Below are 24,082 nucleotides of genomic sequence, written 5' to 3'. Positions count from 1 at the left end.
TACCAAGGAGAAAACATGCAACACACCATGAAGCAGCTGGCAGGCGCAACGCTGGTTGCCGCACTGTCGCTGGCGGGGACGGCAAACGCGCAGCAAGCGCAGGACGTCAAGATCGGTTTCGCCGGCCCGATGACGGGCGCGCAAGCGCACTACGGCAAGGACTTCCAGAACGGCATCACGCTCGCGGTCGAGGACATGAACGCGACCAAGCCGGTGATCGGCGGCAAGCCGGTGCACTTCGTGCTGGACGCGGCCGACGACCAGGCCGACCCGCGCACGGGCACGACCGTCGCGCAAAAGCTCGTCGACGATGGCATCAAGGGCATGCTCGGCCACTTCAACTCGGGCACCACGATCCCTGCCTCGCGCATCTACGCGAACGCCGGCATCCCCGAGATCGCGATGGCGACGGCGCCGGAATACACGCAGCAAGGCTTCAAGACCACGTTCCGCATGATGACCTCGGACACCCAGCAGGGCTCGGTGGCGGGCACGTTCGCGGTGAAGAGCCTCGGCATGAAGAAGATTGCCGTGGTTGACGACCGCACGGCCTACGGCCAGGGTCTCGCCGACCAGTTCGCGAAGGCAGCGAAGGAAGCGGGCGGCACGATCATCGACCGCGAGTACACGAACGACAAGGCCGTGGACTTCAAGTCGATCCTGACCAAGCTGAAGGCGCAGAAGCCGGACCTGATCTACTACGGCGGCGCGGATTCGCAAGCGGCCCCGATGGTCAAGCAGATGAAGTCGCTGGGCATCACGGCGCCGCTGATGGGCGGCGAGATGGTGCACACGCCGACCTTCCTGAAGATCGCGGGTGACGCGGCGAACGGCACGGTGGCGTCGCTCGCCGGACTGCCGCTGGAAGAAATGCCGGGCGGCAAGGACTATGTCGCGAAGTACAAGAAGCGCTTTGGCGAAGACGTCCAGACCTACTCGCCGTACGCCTACGACGGCGCAATGGCGATGTTCGCAGCCATGAAGGCCGCGAACTCGACGGACCCGGCCAAGTACCTGCCGTTCCTCGCGAAGACCAACATGCCGGCAGTGACGACGAAGGAACTCGCGTACGACACGAAGGGCGACCTGAAGAATGGCGGCATCACGCTGTACAAGGTTGTCGACGGCAAGTGGACGACGCTGCAGAGCGTGGGCGGCAAGTAAGCGCTGCGCTCGCGGTTGATCCGCAAGTTGATGTAAGAAGCCCCGCAGGGTTGAAGCCTGCGGGGCTTTTTTATGCGCTCATCTTTTAAAGGTGAGTTTATTCAGGAATCCAAGCGATTCATTCTCCGCGCGCTTTCCTTCCCTGCTCGCGAATCTGCTCGAGCGACGCAGCAGGCGTGCTGGCCTCCTTCGTCACGCGAATCTCGATCAGCGCCGGCCTGCCTGCCTCGAGCGCGCGTTCCAGCGCCGGCGCGAACTGTGCTGTCGTCGTGACGATTTCGCCGTGCGCGCCGAACGATTGCGCAAATGCCGCAAAGTCGGGGTTCGTGAGCTGCGTGCCGTGCACGCGGTTCGGGTAGTTGCGCTCCTGATGCATGCGAATCGTGCCGTAATGTCCGTTGTTCACGACGATGAACACGACCGCGAGGCCGTATTGCATGGCCGTCGCCAGTTCGGGCGCGGACATCATGAAGCAGCCGTCGCCGGCGAGCGCGACCACGGCGCGCTCGGGGTAAAGCGACTTCGCCGCGATCGCGGCAGGCACGCCGTAGCCCATCGCGCCGCTGGTGGGTGCAAGCTGCGAGCGAAAATCGCGGTACGCAAAGTGCCGATGCAGCCAGGTCGCGTAATTGCCCGCGCCGTTCGTGACGATGGCGTCGTCGGGCAGGCGCGCGCGAAGCTGTTGCATGACTTCGCCCAGTTGCACATCGCCGGGCATGGGGCGCGGCGCGCGCCATGCGAGATACGCTTCGTGCGCGGCGTGGGCGGAGCCCGCCCACGCGGGTGCGGCGGGCGCTTTTAGCGCCGCGAGTTGCGCCGCCATCTCGACCAAACCCGAGACGATCGGCAGATCGGCGGCATAGACGCGGCCCAGCTCCTCCGCGCCCTGATGCACGTGGATGAGCGTCTGCTTCGTCTTCGGAATGTCGAGGAGCGCGTAGCCGCCGGTGGTGGCTTCGCCAAGGCGCGGGCCGAGCGCGAGCAGCACATCGGCCTCGCGGATGCGCGCGGTCAGCGCCGGATTGATGCCGAGCCCCACGTCGCCCGCATAGTTCGGGTGATCGTTGCTGAGCGTGTCCTGGAAGCGGAACGCAAGTCCCACCGGCAACTGCCATTGCTCGATGAAGCGCTGCAGGTCCGCGCACGCTTCGCGCGTCCAGCCATGGCCGCCCGCGATCACCAAGGGCTTCTTCGCCGCGGCGAGCAGCGTGCGCAGCCGTTCGATCTGTGCAGCCGACGGCGACGCCTGCACGCGTTGCGCGGCAGGCGCGATGTGCTGGGCTTGCGCTGCGGGAATCGCGCCGCTCAGCATGTCTTCGGGCAGCGCGAGCACGACCGGGCCGGGGCGCCCCGATGTCGCGACATGGAACGCGTGGCTCAAATACTCGGGTACACGGCCCGCGTCGTCGATCTGCGCGACCCACTTTGCCATTTGCCCGAACATGCGCCGGTAGTCGATCTCCTGAAACGCCTCGCGGTCCATCTGATCGCGCGCGACCTGGCCGATCAGCAGGATCATCGGCGAGGAGTCCTGAAAGGCCGTGTGGACGCCGATCGCCGCATGCGTCGCGCCGGGGCCGCGTGTGACGAGCGCGATGCCGGGCTTGCCGGTGAGCTTGCCGACCGCTTCCGCCATGTTGGCCGCCGCCGCTTCGTGGCGGCACACGAGGGTGTCGATGCGCGCGGTTTCGTCGGCGAGTGCATCGAGCACGGCGAGGTAGCTCTCGCCGGGCACGCAGAACACGCGCTCGACACCGTTGGCGACGAGCGCGTCCACGACGAGGCGCGCCCCGGTGACGGTCGCGGAATCGGAAACGCGGGCTGAATCGTCCGGCTGCTGCATCTGCATGATGATCAAGTTTCCTTCGTTCGTGATGTGAATACGTCCGAATCAAGTTTGAATTGCGCCGGAAGCCCGCGCATCAGCACTCGACGATGTTCACCGCGAGCCCGCCGCGCGACGTTTCCTTGTACTTCGTCTTCATGTCGGCGCCGGTCTCGCGCATCGTCTTGATGACGGAGTCGAGCGAGACGTAGTGCGCGCCGTCGCCGCGCAGCGCCATGCGCGCGGCGTTCACGGCTTTCACCGAGGCCATCGCGTTGCGCTCGATGCAGGGAATCTGCACCATGCCGCCCACCGGGTCGCAGGTGAGGCCGAGGTTGTGCTCCATGCCGATTTCGGCGGCGTTCTCCACCTGCTTGGGCGTGCCGCCGAGCACAGCGGCCAGCGCGCCCGCGGCCATCGAGCAGGCCACGCCCACTTCGCCCTGGCAGCCGACTTCCGCGCCCGAGATCGACGCGTTGAGCTTGTACAGAATCCCGATGGCCGCGGCCGTGAGCAGGAAGTCGATCACGCCTTGCTCGTTGGCGCCGGGCGTGAAGCGCACGTAGTAGTGGAGCACGGCGGGAATGATGCCTGCCGCGCCATTGGTGGGCGCGGTCACGACGCGTCCGCCGGCGGCGTTTTCCTCGTTCACGGCGATCGCGTAGAGGTTGATCCAGTCGATCATCGAGAGCGGGTCTTGCAGCGCGCGCTCGGGGTTGCCGGTGAGCGCCTTGTAGAGCTGCGCGGCGCGCCGCTTCACCTGGAACGGGCCGGGCAGCGTGCCGTCGGCGTCGGGGTTGTTGATGCCGCAGCCGCGCGACACGCACGATTGCATCACGTCCCAGATGCGCAGCAGGCCCGAGCGGATTTCCGCGTCGCTATGCCAGATGCGTTCGTTGTCGAGCATCAGCTGCGCGATGCTCTTGCCCGTCGATTGGCACATCGCGAGCATTTCGGCGCCCGTGCCGAACGGATGCGGCAGTTGCTGCGCGGCGGCCAGCACTTTGGTGTTGGCCGCGCCCGCGGTGACCACGAAGCCGCCGCCCACGGAGAGATAGGTGCTCTCGCGCAGCGTCGCGCCGCTCGCGTCGAGCGCGCGCAGCTTCATGCCGTTCGGATGCTCGGGCAGCGCCTGGCGATAAAAGGCGATGTGCTCCTTCTGCACGAACGGGACGACGTGGCTGCCGAGCAGCGCGAGCTGGCGCGAGACGCGCACGGTTTCGAGGCGCTCGGAGATGGTATCGGGGTTGACGGTGTCGGGCGCGTCGCCCATCAGGCCGAGCATCACGCCGCGGTCGGTGCCGTGGCCCTTGCCGGTCGCGCCGAGCGAGCCGTACAGCTCGACCTTCACGGAGGCGGTGGACGCGAGCAGTCCGTCGCGCTCGAGTCCTTCCGCGAACATCAGCGCCGCGCGCATCGGCCCTACGGTGTGCGAACTCGACGGCCCGATGCCGATTTTGAAGAGATCGAAAACGCTTACTGCCATGGGTACTGCTCCTGCTTCGTCTAGTCGGTTTCAATGAGTGCCGCGCACGCCTGATCTCGCTGCCCGCCGCACCCACCGCCACCACGGCGCGCTTGTCAGCGCGCCGGCAACGGCAGACAGACGGCCAGCCACGCCGGCGGCGTGGGCGCGAGACGCAGCGCGATTGGCGTATAGCGGCCGTCCAGTCGGGCGGCCAGGTGATACAGCTCGGCGGCGTTCTTCGGATCCCATGCGCCGGTGTAACCGGGCAACCCGGCTTCGCGGCGCCTGGCGTCGAACGGCACGCTCGAACGTACGAATTCCTCGTGGGTCTTCTCGCCCATCGCATAGGGCGTGAGCCAGTTCAGCGCGCTCGCGAGCGTCGCGCCGTTGGTTCCACGCTCGGGCAGCCAATTGCGGTTGTGCCGGCGCGCGGCGAGCGCGGCGGCCACCAGCGGCTCCAGGTCGTAGGTCACGTAGTGCAGCGCATCGCGCTCCGTGAAATCGAGCGTCGCGCCGTCGGGCGCGACGTTGTTGCCAATCTGCTCGATGAACAGCCGCTGCGCCGCCGCAATCAGCTTGCGGTTGTCGAGCGTGAACGCCGCCATCGCTATCAGTTTGACCCGGTGGCTTTGCCAGTTGTTCGCGAACGTGCCCGTGAGCGGGCGCGGCTGCTCGTCCACCTGCTTGATGTAGCCGTTCACGAATTTGTTCAGGAACACCATGGTGGCATTGCGCGTTTTCACGGGCAGCGCGCTCGCGGTCATGTCGTAGGCGAGAATCAGCCCGTCGAAGTGCGTTTCGTCGATGGGGTTGAAGCTCGGCTGATAGGTCGTGACCCACGCGAACAGAAAGCGGTCGACGAGTTTCAGGTAGCGGTCGTCGCTCGTGGCGCGCCAGGCGAGCGCCGCGTTGCGCATCAGGTCGAGTTCCTTCTCGGCCTCCACGCTCTGGTCGTAGATGCCCTCGTGCGGGAGTGTGCCTTCCGTGTGCAGCCGTGCCAGCGGATGCGGCACGTCGTTCACGTGCGCCTGCACCTCCGCCACGAGCGCTTTCACGCCCGGATCGGCGTTGGTGCGCTCGCTCGTCTGCAGCGCGGGCGCCGCGCAGAAGTTCATGGCCGCATGGGCGAGATTCGCGGCGCCCGGACCAGCAAGTCCCATGCCGAACAGCCAGGCCGTGACGAATGCCCGCGCGTGTCGGCCCGATGCACCGTTCGTGGCCCGCGTGGCTTGTGTTGCCGCCGGGGCATGCCCGGTCAAGGCCGTTCCCACCTTCCGCGCCATGCGCGACTCCCTGGTTCAAGGCTGACAGGTGTGTGATGTTAACGGTTTGGCGCGAGTTTGCGGGGGCAAATGTGCGGCGAGCAAAAACCGCCGCGGCTCCTCGCGGAGCGTGCGGCGGCTGCTGGTGTTGCATTGACTGAGCGATCGGGCGCGTTTTATTCGCCCTGGCCGGCGTTTTCGCTCGCATATTCGCTGATCGGCACGCACGAGCAGAACAGGTTGCGGTCGCCGTAGACGTTGTCGGCGCGGCCAACCGGCGGCCAGTACTTGCGCGCGACGAGCGACGCCACCGGATAGGCTGCCTGCTCGCGCGAGTAGCCGTGCTGCCACTCGTTGGCGACCACGACCGCTGCCGTATGCGGCGCGTGACGCAGCGGGTTGTCTTCCTTGTCCGCGCGGCCCTCTTCCACGGCGCGGATTTCCTCGCGGATTGCAACCATGGCGTCGATGAAGCGGTCGAGCTCTTCCTTCGACTCCGACTCGGTCGGCTCGACCATCAGCGTGCCCGGCACCGGGAAGCTCATGGTGGGCGCGTGGAAGCCGTAGTCCATCAGGCGCTTGGCGACGTCGTCCACGGTGATGCCGCTCGAATCCTTGACGGGGCGCAGATCGAGAATGCACTCGTGCGCGACCAGGCCGCCCGGGCCGCTGTAGAGCACCGGATAGTGCGGCGCGAGCTTCTTCGCGACGTAGTTCGCGTTGAGGATCGCCATTTCCGTTGCGGCGGTGAGGTTGGTCGCGCCCATCATCGCGATGTACATCCACGAGATCGGCAGGATCGAGGCCGAGCCGTAGGGCGCCGCGCTCACCGCGCCGATGCCGTTGCCCTGGTCGGTCGAGCGCTTGTAGCCCGAGGAAAGCTGGTTCGGCAGGAATTGCGCGAGGTGCGCGCCCACCGCCACTGGACCGACGCCGGGTCCGCCGCCGCCGTGCGGAATGCAGAAGGTCTTGTGCAGGTTCAGGTGCGAGACGTCGCCGCCGAACTGGCCGGGGGCCGCGAGGCCCACCATCGCGTTCATGTTCGCGCCGTCCACGTAGACCTGGCCGCCGTGCGCGTGCACGATCTCGCAGACTTCGCGCACGTTGCCTTCGAACACGCCGTGCGTCGACGGATACGTGATCATGATCGCCGCGAGCTTCGCAGCGTGCTGTTCGGCCTTGGCCTTGAGGTCGGCGAGATCGATGTTGCCCTGGGCGTCGCACGCGACCACCACGACCTGCATGCCGGCCATCTGCGCCGAAGCCGGATTGGTGCCGTGCGCCGAAGCGGGAATCAGGCAGACGTTGCGATGGCCTTCGCCGCGCGAAGCGTGGTACGCGTGGATGATGAGCAGGCCCGCGTACTCGCCCTGCGAGCCTGCGTTCGGCTGCAGCGAGACGGCGGCGTAGCCCGTGGCCGCCACCAGCATCTGCTCGAGCTGATCGACCATCTCGCGATAGCCGACGGTCTGCTCGGTGGGCGCGAACGGGTGGATGCGGCCGAACTCGGGCCACGTGACCGGCAGCATCTCCGAGGTGGCGTTGAGCTTCATCGTGCACGAGCCGAGCGGGATCATCGAGCGGTCGAGCGCGAGGTCCTTATCGGCGAGGCTGCGCAAATAGCGCAGCATTTCCGTTTCCGAATGATGGCAGTTGAAGATCGGATGCGTGAGGTACGTGCTCTCGCGCACGAGCGCGGCCGGGAACGTGGCCGCTTCCTGCGCCGCGAGTTGTGCGTCGAGCGCATCGACCGAGGGCGCTTCGTTTGCGAACGCGGCTTGCGCGAACACGGCGAGCAGATCGGCCAGATCGCCGCGCGTGGTGGTTTCGTCGACGGAAATGCCCACGCGCGTCTCGCTCACGCGGCGCAGGTTCATGCCGCGCGCGAGCGCCGCGTCGTGCAGCGCCTGGGTGCGCGCGCCTGCTTCGAACGTGAGCGTGTCGAAGAACGATTCGTTCACGAGCGTGTAGCCCAGTTGCTTGGCACCCGCCGCCAGAATGGCCGCGACGCGGTTCACGCGCTGCGCGATGCGTTTGAGGCCCTGCGGGCCGTGATAGACCGCGTACATGCTCGCCATGATCGCGAGCAGGGCCTGCGCCGTGCAGACGTTCGAAGTGGCCTTTTCACGGCGAATGTGTTGCTCGCGCGTTTGCAGCGCGAGGCGCAGCGCCGGGTTGCCCTGGGCGTCGACGGTCACGCCGACGAGACGGCCCGGCATCTGGCGCTTGAATTCGTCCTTCACCGCGAGATAGGCCGCGTGCGGGCCGCCGAAGCCCATCGGCACGCCAAAGCGCTGCGAGTTGCCCACGGCCACATCGGCGCCCCATTCGCCCGGCGGCGCGAGCACGGTGAGCGCGAGCAGGTCGGCGGCGGCGATGACCGAGCCGCCGGCTGCGTGGACGGCGGCGGCGAGTTCGCGGTAGTCGCGCACATCGCCGTTCACGCCAGGATACTGGAGCAGCACGCCGAACGCGCCTGCTTGCGCCGCCTCGGCGGCGGGACCGACCTTCACCTCGACGCCGATCGGCTTCGCACGCGTCTTCACCACTTCGATGGTTTGCGGCAGCACGTCGTCGGCGACGAAGAACACGTTCGACTTCGACTTGCCCACGCGCTGCACGAGCGTCATCGCTTCGGCGGCGGCGGTGGCCTCGTCGAGCAGCGACGCGTTCGAGATCGCGAGGCCCGTCAAGTCGACGATCATTTGCTGGAAGTTCAGCAGGGCTTCGAGGCGGCCCTGCGAGATTTCCGGCTGGTACGGCGTGTAGGCCGTGTACCAGGCCGGGTTTTCGAGCACGTTGCGCAGGATCACGGCCGGCGTGTGCGTGTCGTAGTAGCCCTGCCCGATATAGGAGCGGAACACCTGGTTCTTGTCCGCGAGCGCGCGCAGCGCGGCAAGCGCTTCGGCTTCCGAGCGCGGCTGCGAGAACGGCCCGAGCGGCAGCGTCTCGTTGCGGCGGATCTTCGCCGGAATCACCGCATCGATCAGCGCGTCGCGCGAGGCGAAGCCGAGCGCGTCGAGCATCGCCTGCTGGTCGGCCGAATCGGGGCCGATGTGGCGGGCGGCGAAAGCGTCATGCGCTTCGAGCGCAGCAAGCGAGAGCGGGGAGTTCATCAGACGATCCGGGTGTTCGAGCTTCATGGGGGTTCCGGGTTTTACTACCGGCACGGGCGGCGCGGGTTGAAGTGCGCGCCGTCCGCGCCGTTACGGTTAAGACAGGGTTGCCTGCTGAATGGCCGATCAGGCGCCGATGGCCTTTTCGTACGCAGCAGCGTCGATCAGCGCGTCGAGCTTGGCGTCGGCGGCCGGCTTGATCTTGAAGAGCCATGACTCGTACGGGGCGCCGTTCACCTGGTCCGGGGTGTCGACCAGCGCCGAGTTCGATTCGATGATCTCACCCGCGACCGGTGCGTAGATGTCCGAGGCGGCCTTGACCGACTCGATCACGGCAACCGCGTCGCCGGCGGTGACGGCGCGGCCCGCATCAGGCAGTTCGAGGAAGACGATGTCGCCGAGGGCTTCCTGCGCGTGGTCGGTGATGCCGACGGTCAGCGTGCCGTCGGCTTCGGTGCGGATCCATTCGTGCGATTCGGTGTATTTCAGATCGGCCGGGATGCTCATGGTTGCTCCAGTGCGTGGTTCGTTATGGCTTGAAAGAGGGGGGGCGTGCGTGGCGCGGATCCTCGCGGATCGCCTTGGCTCAAGCGGCGAGCACCTTGCCGTTGCGCACGAAGGGCAGTTTTACCACGCTTGCGGGCAGGGCCTTATCGCGGATCAACACCTGCACGACGTCGCCCGGCTGCACGCCCTGGGGCACGCGCGCGAAGGCGATCGATTCCTGCATCGTCGGCGAGAAGGTGCCGCTCGTGATTTCACCTTCGCCCTGCGGCGTGACGACTTTCTGGTGCGCGCGCAGCACACCGCCGGCCTTGCCGTTTTCCTTTTGCAGGATCAGGCCGACGAAGGCCATGCGCGAGCCGTTGGCTTCGAGCACGGGGCGGCCGACGAAGTCGCGCGGCTCCTTCATGTCGACGGTCCAGGCAAGGCCCGCGTCGAGCGGCGAGACGGTGTCGTCCATGTCCTGGCCGTAGAGATTCATGCCCGCTTCGAGGCGCAGCGTGTCGCGCGCGCCGAGGCCGCAGGGCTTCACGCCCTGGCGCTGCAGGGCATCCCAGAACTCGCCTACGGCGGCGGCGGGCAGCACGACTTCGAAGCCGTCCTCACCGGTGTAACCGGTGCGAGCGATCATCAATTCGCCGAACGGCGAGGCTTCGATCTTCGCGGCGTTGAAGGGCTTGAGCAGTTCGGTGGCGCTGCGCGAGGCGGGCGCGACTTGCCAGACCTTTTCGCGTGCGTTCGGGCCCTGCACGGCGACGATCGCGAGATCGCGGCGCGGCGTGACGGTGAGGCCGAAGCCGCCTTCGGCGTTGAGCTTCTCGAACCAGGCGATGTCTTTTTCGGCGGTGCCCGCGTTGACCACGGTGCGGAACGTATCTTCAGCAAAGTAATAGACGATCAGGTCGTCGATCACGCCGCCTTCGGGGTTCAGCATGCACGAGTAGAGCGCCTTGCCCGGCGTGACGAGCTTGGCCACGTTGTTGGCGAGCGCGCGGGCGAAGAACTCGCGCGTCTTCGCGCCCGAGAAGTCGACGACGCACATGTGCGAGACGTCGAACATGCCGGCATCGGTGCGCACGGCGCGATGCTCGTCGATCTGCGAGCCGTAGTTGACGGGCATGTCCCAGCCGCCGAAGTCGACCATGCGGGCATTGAGCGCGCGATGCGAGTCGTTCAGCGGGGTGCGTTTGAGTTCGGTCATGGGGCCTCAGGCGGTCACGAAAAATCGCGCGAAAACGAAAAAGGCCATGCAGGAAACGCCACAGGCCCAATGCCTGGGGTCGGTTCTTGCATGGCCCCTCTGTCCTCGATACCTGAGAGATTGCGCCGTGCTTGATGGTGCTCGATGGCGCGCGCCCCTTCGGTGGGCAGCCTGAACGCCAGGAGTTACGATCCTCCGCCGCCGTTCTACTGCCGCTCTCCAGAGTTGCGGATTCGAAATTCACGCGCTGCGCTGGAAGGCGAGCGGGCGATTCGAAGGTCCGGCGCGCACGGTCCTTTTGCCTGAGAGTTTGTGGGTTGCCCCTTCGGCGGCGCCGCGCATTGCACCCGCTCGATGGCAGGGTGCGACAAACGGCGCGCTCTCCCGGCGCGCGCAGCGATTGTGCGCGACGCTTGGGCGGTGTGTCAATGCGGAAAAAATCGGGGCAGGCGGCGCGCGGCTGGCTGCACAGCGCGTCGCCTGAGGTGCCGGGTTACTCACCGATCGCGCGCGCCGCCGTATCCAGCTCCTGGTTCAGCACGTGTTGCTCGTCGGCGGAGATGCCGCCGCCGTGCTGGCTGGCCATGTCGTGCGCTTCGCCGCGGATCGTGTCGAGGCGGTGATGGAGCGCAGCCCCCTGGGGCGGCGGATAGTAGCCCTGATTCACGCGCATATCGATGCGGCGGCCCAGATTGTCGAGGCGTCCGTCGATCTGATGCAGGCGCTCCACGGCCACATCATGCGGGCTCGGGCCGGGATTCGGGGCCACCACCACGGTGGGGCGCGGGGCGGACTGGTTGACCACGCACGCAGCGAGCGTCGAGATGAGCGCGCCGGCGGCGGCGTAGCGGATGGCACGGTTCAAACGGGTCATTGAGACTCTCCTTGTTTGCAGCTTCTCGTCGTCGTTGCTGCATTTTTTTGCGTCGTACGTCCGCAAACGTGCCGCGCGCGCCGCCCGATGACCCGGGTGCGGCGCGCACTTGTAACGATTTGTTCAGACCTTTCAGCCGCGTCGGTGAAATGCAAGCTGCGAGGCGGGCGGCTCAAGCTGCACGCGTGAACGCAATCGTGCGGCCTTCGGCAGCGCTTTGCGTGGCGATCTCGATGATGCTCATCACGTCAATGGCATCCTGCGGGCTCACCGGGAATGGCTCGCCATCGCGGATCGCGGCCGCGAGCGCGCGATAGAGATCGGCGTAATTGCCGGCGGCGTTGGGCGCGGTGCGCTCGGCTTCCGTGCCATCGTCGGCCAGTGTGTGCAGGCGGCCCGCTTCGTTGCCTTCGCCGAAACCGGGCTGGCCCGGACGCAGCCCCGCCTTCAATTGATCTTCCTGCGTATCGAGCCCGTTCTTCAGGTAGCTGCCGCGCGTGCCATGAATCACGAAGCGCGGCGCGAACGCGGCCAGCGCGCTCGCGTGGAGCACGGCGTCATGGCCGGGGTAGCGCAGCACGAGATGCGCGTAGTCGGGCGCGCTGGCATTGTCGCGGCGCGCGTGGACGAACGCCGTGACTGCCTCGGGCGCACCGAACAGCGCGAGCGCCTGGTCGATCAGATGCGGCCCGAGGTCGTAGAGCAGGCCGCCGCCGCGCGTGGCGTCCTCGCGCCAGCGCTGGCGCACCTGCGGGCGGAAGCGGTCGAAATGCGATTCGAAGTGCGTGACGCGCCCCAGCGCGCCGTTCGCGAGCAGCTCGCGCACGGTGAGGAAGTCGCCGTCCCAGCGGCGGTTGTGGAACGGCGCGAACACGAGGCCACGCTGCTTCGCGATGGCCGCGAGCGTGCGCGCCTCTTCAGCGCTGAGCGTGACCGGCTTGTCGACGAGCACATGCTTGCCGCGCTCCAGCGTGCGGCGCGCGAGCTCGTAGTGCGTGTCGTTGGGCGTGGCGATCACTACGCATTCGATGGCGTCGAGCGAGAGCAGGGCGTCTAAGTCCGGGACGATCGCGGCGTCCGGGTAGTCGGCCTGCGCGTGCTCGGCCCGGCTCGTCGCGATGACGGCAAGCGTGGCGGCGCCGCTATGGGCGATCACGGGAGCGTGGAAGGTCTGGCCGGCGAAGCCGTAGCCCATCAGGCCGATTTGCAGGGGGGCAGTCATGAAGCGCGTCCTCTTTCCAGCAATGAAGCGGCGCGGCGCGAGCCGTCGCCGGGGGTGGCGGGAGCCCGTCATTGTGGCACGCGTAGCAGGGGCGACGCGTGAACGGCATCGGGGCCGCATCGATGTGAAGCCGCCTCGTGTTAACATCGCACCTCTCGCGTGAGAGGCCGCAGCGCTGTTGCGCGCGCCTCGCGCCATGCCGTGCCGGCCGCCGCGCTTTAAAGCCCTTGGGGCCTGAAGCCGCAGCGCCACGAAACGCACGCCTCCCAGCCGTACCACCTGTTTTTCCAATCCAGCAACGATGTCCGCAGGCCTGAATCCCGCCCAAAGCGAAGCGGTGCGCTATCTCGACGGTCCCTGTCTCGTGCTCGCCGGCGCGGGCAGCGGCAAGACGCGTGTGATCACGCAGAAAATCGCGCATCTGATCGAAGCGAAAGGCTTCGAGCCGCGCCATATCGCGGCCGTCACCTTCACCAACAAGGCCGCCGCCGAAATGCGCGAGCGCGTGGGCAAGCTGCTCGAAGGCAAGACGCTCACCACGCCCGGCAAGGAAGGCCGCAAGGTGCCGACCAACCAGTTGACGGTTTGCACGTTCCACTCGCTGGGCGTGCAGATCCTGCGCCAGGAAGCCGAGCACCTGGGCCTGAAGCCCCAGTTCTCCATCATGGACTCCGACGACTGCTTCTCCATGATTCAGGAGCAGGTGGGCTCGACGGATAAAGGCTTCATCCGCAAGATCCAGTCGATCATCTCGCTGTGGAAGAACGGCCTCGTGATGCCCGAGGAGGCGCTCGCCACCGCGTCGAACGAAGACGAGCACCAGGCCGCGATTGTCTACCGCAACTACGTGGCGACGCTGCACGCCTACCAGGCCGTCGATTTCGACGACCTGATCCGCCTGCCCACCGAGCTCTTCGCCAGCAACGAGCCGGTGCGCGAGCGCTGGCAAAACAAGCTGCGCTATCTGCTGATCGACGAGTACCAGGATACCAACACCTGCCAGTACGAGTTGCTCAAGCTGCTGGCGGGTCCGCGCGCCGCGTTCACGGCGGTGGGCGACGACGATCAGGCGATCTACGGCTGGCGCGGCGCGACGATCGAAAATCTCGCGCAGCTCGGCAAGGACTATCCGAAGCTGCACGTGGTCAAGCTCGAGCAGAACTACCGCTCGACGGTGCGCATTCTCACGGCGGCGAACAACGTCATTGCGAACAACCCTAAGCTGTTCGAAAAGAAGCTCTGGTCCGAGCACGGCATGGGCGACACCATCACGGTCACGCCCTGCAACGACGAAGAGCACGAAGCGGAATCGGTGGTGTTCCGCCTCTCCGCGCACAAGTTCGAGCGCCGCGCGCAGTTCCGCGACTACGCGATTCTTTATCGCGGCAACTTCCAGGCGCGCATCTTCGAACAGGTGCTGCGCCGCGAGCGCATTCCCTACGTGCTCTCGGGCGGGCAGTCGTTTTTCGACAAGGCGGAGATCAAGGACATCTGCGCGTACCTGCGCCTGATTGCCAACCACGACGACGATCCCGCGTTCATCCGCGCGATCACCACGCCGCGCCGCGGCGTGGGCAACACCACGCTCGAAGCGCTTGGCTCGTTCGCGGGGCAGGCGAAGGTTTCGTTGTTCGAGGCCGTCTACATGGGCGGCATCGAAGCGCGGCTTTCGGCGCGCCAGGTCGAGCCGATGCGCGTGTTCTGCGACTTCATGCAACGCCTCGCCGAGCGCGCGCATAAAGATCCGGCGACGGTCGTGCTCGACGACCTCATGGACGCGATCCACTACGAAGCGTATCTCTACGACGCGTTCGACGAGCGCCAGGCGCAGTCGAAGTGGCAGAACGTGCTCGAATTCCTCGAATGGCTCAAGCGCAAGGGCACGAAACCCGAACAGCAGATCGGCGAGGACAGCGAAGCCACCGGTTATGACAACACCGACGGTCTGGCCGACACTGGCAAGAACCTGATGGGCCTGATCCAGACCGTGGCGCTGATGTCGATGCTCGAAGGCAAGGAGGAAGACCCGGACGCGGTGCGCCTGTCGACCGTGCACGCGTCGAAGGGGCTCGAGTATCCGCATGTGTTCCTGGTGGGCGTGGAAGAGGGGATCATGCCGCACCGTGGCGGCTCCGAGGACGACGTGATCGACGACGCGCGCATCGAGGAAGAGCGCCGGCTCATGTACGTGGCGATCACGCGCGCGCAGCGCAGCCTGCATCTGAACTGGTGCAAGAAGCGCAAGCGGGCGCGCGAGACCGTGGTGTGCGAGGCGTCGCGCTTCATCCCCGAGATGGGACTCGACGACGCGCCGCCGCCCACCGCGGAAGAAGCGCCGATGTCGCCGAAGGACCGGCTCGCGAGCCTGAAGGCGTTGCTGCAGAAGGGCTGAGGGCGCGGGCTTCTTCGGCTGCGGGCGTGAAATGAAAAGGGCTGCATCGCATGCGATGCAGCCCTTTGTCGTTGTGCGCCATGCGGCTTGCGCCGCGTGCTGTCGTTGCGGCGGCATTCAGGCGACGACGCGCTTACTTTGCCGCGCTCACCATATAGTCGACGGCGGCCTTCACGTCGGCGTCGGAGGCGCTCGAACCGCCCTTGGGCGGCATCTGGCCCTTGCCGTGCAGCGCGTAGTTGTAGATCTTGTCCATCGGATCTTTCAGGCGCGGCGCCCAGTCGTCCTTGTTGCCGAACTTCGGCGCGCCGAGCACGCCAGCTGCGTGGCATGCCTGGCAGACCTGCTGATAGAGGGCCTTGCCCGCCTGCGAGGCGTCGGCGCTCTGGCCCGCGCCGCCTGCGGCCGGTGCGGAAGACGTTTGCCCGATCGCGGCGATCGCCGCTTTTGCGGCTGCGGCTTGCGCGTCGGCTGCTGCATTGGCGTCTGAGGCCGGCGCAGCGCTTGCGGCTGCCGCAGCCGGCGCAGGCTGCGGCGGATCCTGGAAGTTCGCACCGCCGTGGTTCGCCATGTAGACGATGGCCCGGCTGATCTCGTAATCGCTGTAATCGTCGGGGCTCGTGCCGCCGCGCGGGGGCATGGCGCCTTTGCCGGCGAGCGCCGTTTTCACGAGCGTATCGAAGCCTTGGGAGATGCGCGGCGCCCAGTCGCCCGAATTGCCGAACTTGGGCGCGCCTGCCGCGCCGCTCGCGTGACACGCGGAGCAGACGGCCTGATAGACCTGCTCGCCAGTCTTGTAGACGCGCGGCGCATTGGCGTCGTGCACCGACACCTGCGCGAGCGGCGCGATGCGCGCGGCGACCTGGTCGGTAGAGAGTTCATCGGTGCCCGCTCCGGTGCGCGTCGTGTTGTCGACGTAGTAGGCGAGCAGAATGATGATGACGATGGGGACGGCAAACCCGGCAATGACAGCGGCAATCAACTGCCCGGGCGTTTTGATCGGGGCTCCGTGGGGTGCTTCGCTCATGCTTGTCTCGACTCCCGTTGGTATTGTGGTGAGCGGTACAGCAGGACGGCAACAGCCTTGCGATAGATCAAGCACGGACGATTATAGACGCAAGGTTTCGCAGCGGGTTGCCGCAGGCGGGGGCTCTTCAGCGGGCGTTTACCCGAAGTGGTGCGGCGCAGCGGGGGGTGTTTGGGTAAATGGTGACGGATTGCAGGGGCGAGGCGTGGGGCTTGTGGCTGGCGGGTACGCCAGTCAAGGCGCGCGCGGTGGACGCCGGCATCGAAACCGGGTATTCTCTCGGTCTCATTGCGGTGTCGCTATCCCCGTTTTCTTCGGGCTCCCGGCGGCAACTGCACCTCAATGCGCCCGTAGCTCAATGGATAGAGTACTGCCCTCCGAAGGCAGGGGTTGCTGGTTCGATCCCAGCCGGGCGCGCCATCCAGTTGTCCGAAGAAATCCCCTGAAATCCTGAAAAGCCCCGCCAGATAAGGCGTTGCGGGAAATTTGCGTCCGGGGAAAGCCGAAGACGTCCGATAAAATCCGGCGTTTGCGTGTACCTAGAGGTGTACCCCAAAATGGTTTTTCCTCGATTTTGATTTTGGGGTACACCATGGGACAGCTCACCGACTCGCAGATCAAGAACGCCGAGCATCGCGAGAAGGAATACTTCCTGGCGGATGGCGATGGGTTGTACCTCAGAGTCCGGCTGACGCGTAAGGTATGGATGTACCGTTACAAGCGCGATGGCAAAGAGATTAAATTAGGGCTTGGTCGATACCCCGTTGTTTCGCTCGCAGCTGCTCGCCGAAAGGCTCGCGAGGAAATGGAGCGGCGAGCGGACGGAATTGACCCAAAAATGGCTCGGCGCGAGAAGCAAGAGCTAGCGCAGGCGGCTCGGCTCAACACGTTTGAACTGGTAGCTCGGGCGTGGCATAAGGTATCGGAAAAAGATCGCGAATGGTCCGCCGGCTACGCAGAGAAAATAATCCGCTACCTAGAACTGCATGTGTTTCCCTGGGTGGGTCGGCTTCCTGTGGGGGATATCAAGCCGACCGAAGTTGTCCGTTGTCTGCACCGCATCAAAGAGCGCGGCAATCTTGAAACCGCGATGCGGGTGCGCGAGACGATTCAGCATGTGTATCAGTACGCAGTGGATACCGGCGTTCTCGAACCCGCCAAGAATTTTGTGAATGACCGTACCGGAGGGCTCCCTGCTGTACGCAGTCGTCATTACCCAGCGATTACCGATCCGAAGCAGCTTGGACAGTTGCTGCGCGATATTCGAGCCTATAACGGCCATGTGATTACCCGTGCAGCGTTGCAACTTGCTCCATTGCTTTTCCAGCGGCCAGGCCAGTTACGTTTTGCCCACTGGGAAGACATCGATCTTGATGGCGCAGTTTGGATCTGTCCGCCGGAAAAAATGAAGATGCGGGAATGGAAGAAGCGGGATAGCCGCACGCCGGCGCATTTCGTGCCGCTTCCGTCACAGGCCATGGAGATCTTGAGGGATCTGCATCCGTTGACCGGGCCGAGCGGGCCAGTCTTCCGCAGTATCGCCAAGCGCTCCGAGGCGACACGCTATATGAGCGAAAACACGATTAACAGCGCGCTACGTACGCTGGGTTACGACACGAAAGAGCAGATTACGGGCCATGGTTTTCGTGCGACGGCTCGCACGTTGATCCGGGAATATCTCGGATGGGACAAGGAGGTGATCGAGCGTCATCTGGCTCATGCGTCGAGCGAGGAGCTAGGCGATAGTTACGATCGTGCAACGTTTCTTGAACAGCGTCGCGAGATGGTTCAGTGTTGGGCCGATTTTCTCGACGAACTCGCGGCAGGAAATATTCCGAAGCCTGTTAGAACGCTGAAATTGGTGACTAGGACCGCATGAGGCAACACGGAGGGTTGCAAAGGCTAGAGACTTTCGGTGTCTGGGCTGGTTGGAAATCCGAGAAAGCCTCGAATCGGTTTTGATACCATTGCTACACCGATCACTCGAGATAGCATTTCGTTACGCGTGATATCAGCCTGACCAGCTTTCTTTGCGGGCGAACGCACGTTGGTCTTGGCAGTTGGCGTTATCGTTCGACCTTTATCAGCCTGAGCAGGTTGCTGGTCTTCTAGAGCATGGCGTACGGCGTACCTCATCATGCCGGCACTAATTTGCACACCGTCATGGGCGATCTGCCGGACGATTTCTTCCTGCGCGTAGCCCTTTCTCTGCGCATCGATGATTTGAGGCTGCATGGACTTCATTGCCTCCCGGACATTGACGCCGTGCACATGCGCGGGCTTTTCCGGCAGTGCATCGAGACGGCGCGCTGCCGCGTCCCCTTGCGCATGGGTAAAGCTTTTCACCACCGGCGTGATTGCCTCCTACACACTGCCTTCGTGCCATCTTGCAAAGGGGAATGGCCTCCGTCAATACCTGTAAACAGGCTCAAATCGGCGTGGTGGAATGCGCTGGATTGAGCAGGACTTCTCTGGCATAGCAAATTTTCTGCGCCGTCGCGTGTCGGCAACGTACCGGGATTTGCGCGTCGGCCAATACGAGTGCATCGGCCTTCGAGTCGAACGATCAGAGGCTGTGCGTTGGCAACGGGCAGCACATGAAATCCGCCACGCACCGATTTGCGCCGGATGATCGTGGGATTTGATGTGACGTGTCGGTCTGATGCGATTTCTGCTTCACCGTGCGCGAAAATCTTGTTGATCTATTTGCGCGAGCGTCTGTATGCTTGCGCGCAGATTCAACACGGCCTTTGATTTTTTTCTGCGCGGAGCACGGCAGCCCATGCTCATTTATGTTGCGCCATCGGTCATGCCTTTGCGCTCCCGGTCAATCATCTATTTGCGTGTGGTCGGAAGACCCGCTCACGCGATACGCTATTTTCTCAACTAGGCCAGTTCATCTTGCTGCGCGGACGAATACATTTTCTTGCGGCAGGAGTTCATCTTTTTGTGCGACCATCGGCGACCCTGCTCACGGGATTTGCGGACGACGAAAATAAAAACATAACATCGAAGTACTGCAGGATAGGCTTGCGCCGGTTTTGGGCGCCATGCATGTTTTGACTTAACGTGCGAAGCTAGGGGGATAAGTTAGCACCCCCGTGCAGATATTGCTCAGAGCCCGATCTTGGCTGCTTTCTCGACGAACACCGGTGCCGATGGGTCGCCGACAAATGCCGCGTTGATACGTATCTAGGGGCACTCCGCCGCATTCGGCCGGAAATGATGTCCAGGCGGATGTCCAGGCGGATGTCCAGGCGGATGTCCAGGCGGATGTCCAGGCGCGACCGTCACGCCGAGTGGAGCGTCACATCCGGCCAGCCGGGACGAGTCGTCGACATGGGCACGCGAGCCGGGACGAAGCTGCCGCCGGCTGACTTCACGAACAGTTCCCAGCCGTATTCCTCGAGCATCTGCACGGCCGATCCAAGTGCGTACTTCATGGGCTGCCGCAACGTTTCCAGATGCTTGCGGTAGGTGCCGCACTTGAGCATTGTGGCGGGGGCGGCCTCGACGAAACACGACCGGATGGTCATCGCAAAGCGTTGACATGAAGGCCGGTGGCAATTGCGCGCCGACACGTCGCTGGCATAATCTTGCTGCACTGGGTGGGGGTGCCTTTGATTGGGCACATCTCGGAAACACGACCGGACCAGCAAAACAACGAAAAGCGGGGAAGAAGTGGCCGATAACGAGACGACGGGGACGGGCCGTCCGAACTGGACCGCCCTGGACAACAAAAGCGGACTTGACCCGCTCGGAATGCAAACTACCAGCGTGGCGCTTTATCAGAGCCTCCTGCCAGGTATCAGCAACGTGACATTGCGCGTGCGCTACTACGGGTTTTATGTCTGGCTGGCGCGGCACTACTCGAAGGTGATCCGAGATACCTCAGTAGATGAATGGTGCCGATTCGTGAGGCGTGCCGAGGCGCTGTACGCCCTTATTGCCCAGGATTGTGACGACGCGGGCGGGGTTGCGGGCAGCCGGTGGGCAAAGAGAACGCTCGCTGCCGAGAGCAGAAGCGGTATCCGGTTCTCCCGTTACACAGATCGGCAGCCCGGGCAGTCCCAATACCTCAAGCAGAAATTCGGCGCTTTCGGGGCGGCCTATGGTTCCCAGCTCGAGGAGATCGGGCTGCTGAAGTACCTCGACAAGCACGAGATTCCGGTGCCCACCAGTGATACTGGCGAGCGTCTCGCGAAGGCTTTTGCGACTGCGGCTGGGCGTGCCTGCAACCTGTTCTTGGCTGCAGTAAAGAGCGGCGTTGTCCAAAGGAGCGAACTGAAACGCATGGCTCGCATGCGCCCTTCGGCGATCGAAGAAGACAGCGTAGAACGGCAGCTTTACGAGGACATCCTGTTTGGACGGGTGAATGCTTCAGACGATGGAGCGACGCCGCGCAGCCAGACACTCCGGTTAGTATTGCGAACCGCGGAAAACCTCGGCTACTGGCCCGACCGATGGGAGGTCAGGTGGGTGCTTTATTCAGCCCACGGCAACACCGGTAAGCGGTTGCCAGCCGTCCCGGAGGCAGAGGAAGCGCACGCATTTGCGTGGAAGGTGTACCACGCGAACGATATGCTTCAAGTCTGCTACGGCGCTCTGCTCAAGTATTTGCTGGACGTTTTGGGTGGCAGTCCCTCCGGCATGTCGATGGGACGCTTGCTGTCGGCTATTGTTCCCCGTATCACCGCAGAACTCGGGGAAGACGTGCTGACATGGCAGCATCTCGTTGACTCGATTGAAATGGCGAAAAACGCGTGGTCCGATGGACCAGCGGCCGAGTGGATGTTGCAAAATGCGATTACGGCCCGTGCCAGCGACGTCGCTCTAAGCACCAGCGAATGTGCTGCAAATGCATTGAGGCTCTTGGCGGTGCTATACGCCCGCTTCATTGATCAACTGGAGCGCATGCAGTCTGAGTTGCCGGTGCTCTCGCGCTCGCCCTATCTTCCGTCGATCGTCTCAGAGCTGAACTACTTCAAGGCACGCGCCGGAGAGTCGATCAGCGACATCCTGAACCGCCTTTTACGTGAACGGATCATCGAGCGCCACCTGTGGGTGGCGATTCAGAAACTACGGTCGCAAGGTGACTACACGTTCCTGCTCGAAACCGATGACGGTAAGGTACGCGTTAGGCAGAAAGACAGCCCATCCTTCACGAATCCCCGGCTCGCCCCGGCGATTTCCTTTCTTGGCGATATATACCTGGTGGACGATAGCGGTCTCACTGCAGCTGGCAAAAAGATCTTGGAGGCAGCGTGAAACTGTTCGACTGCTTTGCGAGGAAGGGCTTCCACACGAGCATCGTTACGACTTTCAACGTCGATCTGAACGCTTATGAGTCGATCGCACTGGCGCGCCTTCGGGAGGCAGGATGTAACAACAACATTGTCATCGCCGACGACAGGATGCTCGGTTTCGCATTCGCGCCGGGTCAGACGAGGCCTAGGCATGGTGGTCGCCGCTACTCGATCGTTGGTGCGCCTGCGAGCGGGGTATTTCACCCGAAACTGATACTGCAGTTGGGCAGAGCGAGTGGCCGCCTTCTGGTGGCATCAGCGAATATGACCGCTGCCGGTCTCGCCGGAAATCTTGAAGTGGTGGGCGAGGTGCATGCCGAGGATGATGACTTCCACGCGCTGCCGCTTCTGCGCGCTGCGCTGGCGTATGTAGCCCGTTTCGTGGCTGACGCGGCGATGCCCCGGAAGCAGATCGAATGGGCGATGCGCAGAACGCCATGGATCCATGAGCAGTCGGACGGTGCCGTTATCGATCTGGAAGAGGGCGGCCGCCTTGGCTTTCTCTCCAGTGCTGGCGCTCTGGGTATTGGAGAACAGTTCGCCGAAATGGTCGGACGGCGCAAGGTCACGCGCCTGGTAGTCGCAAGCCCTTACTGGGATCCGGACCTGGGTGCGTTGCGCCAGTTGCGAGACCGGCTTGGCGCAAAGAGTGTCGCGCTCTTGCTGCAGCCGAAAAACGCGCTCTTTCCCGTCCACGCGCTTAGAAAAAAAGAGTCCATACGGCTATTTAGCGTCGACAGCGTAGAGGGTACGACGGCGAGCCGCTTTGCACACGCGAAAGTGTTCATCGCCGAAACGAGCGTTGCCGACTGCGTACTCTATGGCAGCGCGAACTGCACCGAGGCTGCACTTGGTGAAGGCGCAACCCCGGGTGAGAACGCGGAGGCGTGTCTCTATCGCGAGCTGCCAGCTGGTGACGCCGTGCAGGCTCTGGGACTCGAAGGTGCGCTGGATGCGGAATTGAGTGTCGCGGACATTCCCAAGTTCGAGCCCTCCGAGGAAATTCCACTGAAGGATCTCGAGCGGCATCTGCCCGGACGTTTCGAGTTGAGCGAGCAGACGCTTCGCTGGTGGCCGCCTAAGGGAGCAAACGTCGCTGAAGCTGCGATTGAGTTGACCGATAGCGATGACAAACCGGTAGCGGGCGCTTTGACACGAATGGGCACAAGCGCGTCGCCCGCGAGATACCGATTCGAGGGGCACGAGGCGCCGCACTTCGCTACTGTGCGCTGGCCTGATTTTGAATCGTCGCCCGGCGTTGTGATTGTCGAAGAGGCAATTCGGCAGGCGCAACGCAAGTCGCCGACGCGCAGTGTTGACGACGCCTTGTCGCAACTTGACAATATGGACGGATCTGAGGGGCTGTGGCTCCTCGATATCATGCACAAGCTGGCAGTCGCGGAGCAGGAAGACAGTACAAGTGAGGAGCAAAAACCAGTCCGACGACGCGGCCAAACTGAAAAGACCCCGAAGCCGCTTGGGCGCGTGCTGACCTACGAAGAGTTCATCGAGGGACGGTCTGCCAAGACAGCCGAAGCCGATACGCCGGGAAGCCTTCTCGGTGCTTCGCATCAGGAGTCTGTCCGCGAGTTCCTTAACGCGCTGATCGGCAAGAAAAAACCGCTGTTGCAGACTCTCGATGAAACGGATGAAATTCCGGGTTTGTCGATGGGTGATGAGACTGCATCGGGGGAAGAAGCGCTTGAGGAAGACGAGCGCTTCCATGCGCAGCAGCATCGAACACGGCCCGACACGGATGACGGAAAGAAGCACCTGGAAGAGCGTCGCAAGTACAAGGCGATGCGTGATACGCGGCAGAGCATCGTCAAAGCAGTGAGGTCCCGTCAGATGACCTTTCAGCAGGATGCGGCTGAGCGCCCGCTTGGCGTGGTCGATCTTCTGCGGTTGCGCGTGCTACTTGTCGTTGTGCTTGGCGCTGGTAGCAGCAAAGCAGACCCCCTCCCAGCGGGCGCAGATGCCTCTGGCCTGCAGGGCGTCCTACCGATTAGCGGCGATGAAAGCTGGCGACGCTTAGTAGGTAACCTGCTGTTCGACTTTTTCCGGAATCACGGGGGAGCCAGAAAGCCCCTTATCAGCAAGGTTGTTCTGGATGTCGAAGGCGAAGGCGGCTTGCCCATAGATGTGCTTGAGTGTTGGGCGACGTGCTACTGGGCAATCTGCGCGGCCCGCGTAGCGACCAATGACCGTGGCGATTCGATTGCCCCGCTAACAGGTGGTAAAAACATCGCGGAGGATCTGTACCGCAGTACCCAGTTACTGCGGACGGAACTGCTGGGCGACACAGTCAAATCGATTTTTGAGGGGATGGGCGCGCGCTATGCTGAGCGATTGGGCGTATCCGTCGCGCGACTCGACGAGGAGCACCGGTCGCTTGTCGAGACAGTGATTGAGAAAGATCTAGCGTAGGCGGGGCGCTGACTGGATCGCCAGGCCGCTCGCAGCTCGGCGATTCGTTTGGCGAGTGCTTACGTTTCGGCGGTGCGCGTGCTCAGGCACCGGTGCGTTTTCACACAATCGGTCGATTCATGTCCTGCCCATTCGCTACAGCTAATCACATTCCCGTCGCGACGCCTTAAGTCAACCATTGGCCAGAAGCGGTCGGCCAGTGCATTTGCTCGAGGGACTGCTTTCAGAGCGTGGCTGTCTTCGCTGTTGGCGACAGGAAGGGCGGCGGTGACAATTACCTACCATTCGCAGTCA

The 24,082-nt window shown here is 63.9% G+C and carries 16 protein-coding genes, 1 tRNA gene and 2 riboswitches; of the genes, 6 read left to right on the top strand and 11 right to left on the bottom strand.

Features of this window, described 5'->3' with window-relative positions; all coding sequences use genetic code 11:
* Nucleotides 1-15 precede the first annotated feature (15 nt).
* Nucleotides 16-1,164: a branched-chain amino acid ABC transporter substrate-binding protein gene (locus P5W98_RS14375; protein WP_421025062.1), complete on the top strand. Its 1,149-nt coding sequence runs from the start codon at nt 16-18 to the stop codon at nt 1,162-1,164.
* A 118-nt stretch (nt 1,165-1,282) separates the two neighbouring features.
* Here P5W98_RS14375 and P5W98_RS14370 read toward each other — a convergent pair whose 3' ends face one another.
* The 8 genes from P5W98_RS14370 to P5W98_RS14335 form a co-directional block, all read right to left on the bottom strand.
* Nucleotides 1,283-3,007 (bottom strand): thiamine pyrophosphate-binding protein, encoded by a 1,725-nt coding sequence (locus P5W98_RS14370; protein ID WP_434718519.1) that lies wholly within the window; start codon nt 3,005-3,007, stop codon nt 1,283-1,285.
* Nucleotides 3,008-3,086: 79 nt separating this feature from the next.
* On the bottom strand, nt 3,087-4,475 hold the full coding sequence (locus tag P5W98_RS14365) for an L-serine ammonia-lyase (protein ID WP_421025061.1): 1,389 nt from the start codon (nt 4,473-4,475) through the stop codon (nt 3,087-3,089).
* Between the two features lie 95 nt (nt 4,476-4,570).
* Complete coding sequence (locus tag P5W98_RS14360) at nt 4,571-5,617, bottom strand: alginate lyase family protein (RefSeq protein ID WP_421025296.1); 1,047 nt, start codon at nt 5,615-5,617, stop codon at nt 4,571-4,573.
* Nucleotides 5,618-5,895: 278 nt separating this feature from the next.
* Nucleotides 5,896-8,862 carry an aminomethyl-transferring glycine dehydrogenase gene (gcvP, locus tag P5W98_RS14355; RefSeq protein ID WP_434718083.1) on the bottom strand — a complete coding sequence of 989 codons (2,967 nt, stop codon included), beginning with the start codon at nt 8,860-8,862 and terminating at the stop codon, nt 5,896-5,898.
* 99 nt (nt 8,863-8,961) lie between these two features.
* Complete coding sequence (gene gcvH / locus P5W98_RS14350) at nt 8,962-9,342, bottom strand: glycine cleavage system protein GcvH (protein ID WP_421025059.1); 381 nt, start codon at nt 9,340-9,342, stop codon at nt 8,962-8,964.
* 79 nt (nt 9,343-9,421) lie between these two features.
* Nucleotides 9,422-10,540: a glycine cleavage system aminomethyltransferase GcvT gene (gene gcvT / locus P5W98_RS14345; RefSeq protein WP_421025058.1), complete on the bottom strand. Its 1,119-nt coding sequence runs from the start codon at nt 10,538-10,540 to the stop codon at nt 9,422-9,424.
* A gap of 89 nt (nt 10,541-10,629) precedes the next feature.
* A riboswitch (glycine riboswitch) is annotated at nt 10,630-10,773 on the bottom strand.
* Between the two features lie 48 nt (nt 10,774-10,821).
* A riboswitch (glycine riboswitch) is annotated at nt 10,822-10,937 on the bottom strand.
* 96 nt (nt 10,938-11,033) lie between these two features.
* On the bottom strand, nt 11,034-11,405 hold the full coding sequence (locus tag P5W98_RS14340) for a hypothetical protein (RefSeq protein WP_421025295.1): 372 nt from the start codon (nt 11,403-11,405) through the stop codon (nt 11,034-11,036).
* 181 nt (nt 11,406-11,586) lie between these two features.
* Nucleotides 11,587-12,636 (bottom strand): oxidoreductase, encoded by a 1,050-nt coding sequence (locus tag P5W98_RS14335; protein WP_434718082.1) that lies wholly within the window; start codon nt 12,634-12,636, stop codon nt 11,587-11,589.
* Between the two features lie 301 nt (nt 12,637-12,937).
* Here P5W98_RS14335 and P5W98_RS14330 point away from each other — a divergent pair, with 301 nt between their 5' ends.
* Nucleotides 12,938-15,028 (top strand): UvrD-helicase domain-containing protein, encoded by a 2,091-nt coding sequence (locus tag P5W98_RS14330; protein ID WP_421025056.1) that lies wholly within the window; start codon nt 12,938-12,940, stop codon nt 15,026-15,028.
* A 133-nt stretch (nt 15,029-15,161) separates the two neighbouring features.
* On the opposite strand, the gene P5W98_RS14325 is transcribed toward P5W98_RS14330, so the two are convergent.
* Entirely contained in the window at nt 15,162-16,055 is an 894-nt protein-coding gene (locus P5W98_RS14325; protein ID WP_421025055.1) for a c-type cytochrome, read from the bottom strand.
* A 344-nt stretch (nt 16,056-16,399) separates the two neighbouring features.
* On the opposite strand from P5W98_RS14325, the gene P5W98_RS14320 reads away from it, so the two are divergent.
* Together P5W98_RS14320 and P5W98_RS14315 are read left to right on the top strand one after the other, a co-directional pair.
* A tRNA-Arg gene (locus P5W98_RS14320) sits at nt 16,400-16,475 on the top strand.
* A 172-nt stretch (nt 16,476-16,647) separates the two neighbouring features.
* The gene (locus P5W98_RS14315) at nt 16,648-17,934 is read left to right on the top strand and encodes a tyrosine-type recombinase/integrase (protein WP_434718081.1); all 1,287 of its coding nucleotides are present in this window, start codon (nt 16,648-16,650) and stop codon (nt 17,932-17,934) included.
* Nucleotides 17,935-17,957: 23 nt separating this feature from the next.
* On the opposite strand, the gene P5W98_RS14310 is transcribed toward P5W98_RS14315, so the two are convergent.
* Both P5W98_RS14310 and P5W98_RS14305 read right to left on the bottom strand, forming a co-directional pair.
* Nucleotides 17,958-18,401: a hypothetical protein gene (locus P5W98_RS14310; RefSeq protein WP_434718080.1), complete on the bottom strand. Its 444-nt coding sequence runs from the start codon at nt 18,399-18,401 to the stop codon at nt 17,958-17,960.
* 944 nt (nt 18,402-19,345) lie between these two features.
* The gene (locus tag P5W98_RS14305) at nt 19,346-19,591 is read right to left on the bottom strand and encodes a hypothetical protein (RefSeq protein WP_434718079.1); all 246 of its coding nucleotides are present in this window, start codon (nt 19,589-19,591) and stop codon (nt 19,346-19,348) included.
* A gap of 145 nt (nt 19,592-19,736) precedes the next feature.
* Between P5W98_RS14305 and P5W98_RS14300 the strand changes: the two genes are divergently transcribed.
* Together P5W98_RS14300 and P5W98_RS14295 are read left to right on the top strand one after the other, a co-directional pair.
* Nucleotides 19,737-21,323, top strand: coding sequence for a hypothetical protein (locus P5W98_RS14300; RefSeq protein WP_434718078.1), 1,587 nt, complete (start codon nt 19,737-19,739; stop codon nt 21,321-21,323).
* Complete coding sequence (locus P5W98_RS14295; protein WP_434718077.1) at nt 21,320-23,788, top strand: hypothetical protein; 2,469 nt, start codon at nt 21,320-21,322, stop codon at nt 23,786-23,788. The genes P5W98_RS14300 and P5W98_RS14295 overlap by 4 nt, the downstream gene beginning before the upstream one ends.
* The last annotated feature ends 294 nt before the right edge of the window (nt 23,789-24,082 follow it).

This window comes from Paraburkholderia sp. A1BS-2L (assembly GCF_051125205.1).
GTDB lineage: Bacteria > Pseudomonadota > Gammaproteobacteria > Burkholderiales > Burkholderiaceae > Paraburkholderia.
Note: the sequence above shows the minus strand (reverse complement) of the source record. Positions and strands in the feature narration are given on the sequence as shown.

Bases quoted from the DNA above. Each gene is read 5' to 3' on its own strand.
- P5W98_RS14375 (WP_421025062.1), top strand. From the start codon at position 16: ATGCAACACACCATGAAGCAGCTGGCAGGCGCAACGCTGGTTGCCGCA.
- P5W98_RS14370 (WP_434718519.1), bottom strand. From the start codon at position 3,007: ATGCAGCAGCCGGACGATTCAGCCCGCGTTTCCGATTCCGCGACCGTC.
- P5W98_RS14365 (WP_421025061.1), bottom strand. From the start codon at position 4,475: ATGGCAGTAAGCGTTTTCGATCTCTTCAAAATCGGCATCGGGCCGTCG.
- P5W98_RS14360 (WP_421025296.1), bottom strand. From the start codon at position 5,617: ATGGGACTTGCTGGTCCGGGCGCCGCGAATCTCGCCCATGCGGCCATG.
- gcvP (WP_434718083.1), bottom strand. From the start codon at position 8,862: ATGAAGCTCGAACACCCGGATCGTCTGATGAACTCCCCGCTCTCGCTT.
- gcvH (WP_421025059.1), bottom strand. From the start codon at position 9,342: ATGAGCATCCCGGCCGATCTGAAATACACCGAATCGCACGAATGGATC.
- gcvT (WP_421025058.1), bottom strand. From the start codon at position 10,540: ATGACCGAACTCAAACGCACCCCGCTGAACGACTCGCATCGCGCGCTC.
- P5W98_RS14335 (WP_434718082.1), bottom strand. From the start codon at position 12,636: ATGACTGCCCCCCTGCAAATCGGCCTGATGGGCTACGGCTTCGCCGGC.
- P5W98_RS14330 (WP_421025056.1), top strand. From the start codon at position 12,938: ATGTCCGCAGGCCTGAATCCCGCCCAAAGCGAAGCGGTGCGCTATCTC.
- P5W98_RS14325 (WP_421025055.1), bottom strand. From the start codon at position 16,055: ATGAGCGAAGCACCCCACGGAGCCCCGATCAAAACGCCCGGGCAGTTG.
- P5W98_RS14315 (WP_434718081.1), top strand. From the start codon at position 16,648: ATGGGACAGCTCACCGACTCGCAGATCAAGAACGCCGAGCATCGCGAG.
- P5W98_RS14305 (WP_434718079.1), bottom strand. From the start codon at position 19,591: ATGACCATCCGGTCGTGTTTCGTCGAGGCCGCCCCCGCCACAATGCTC.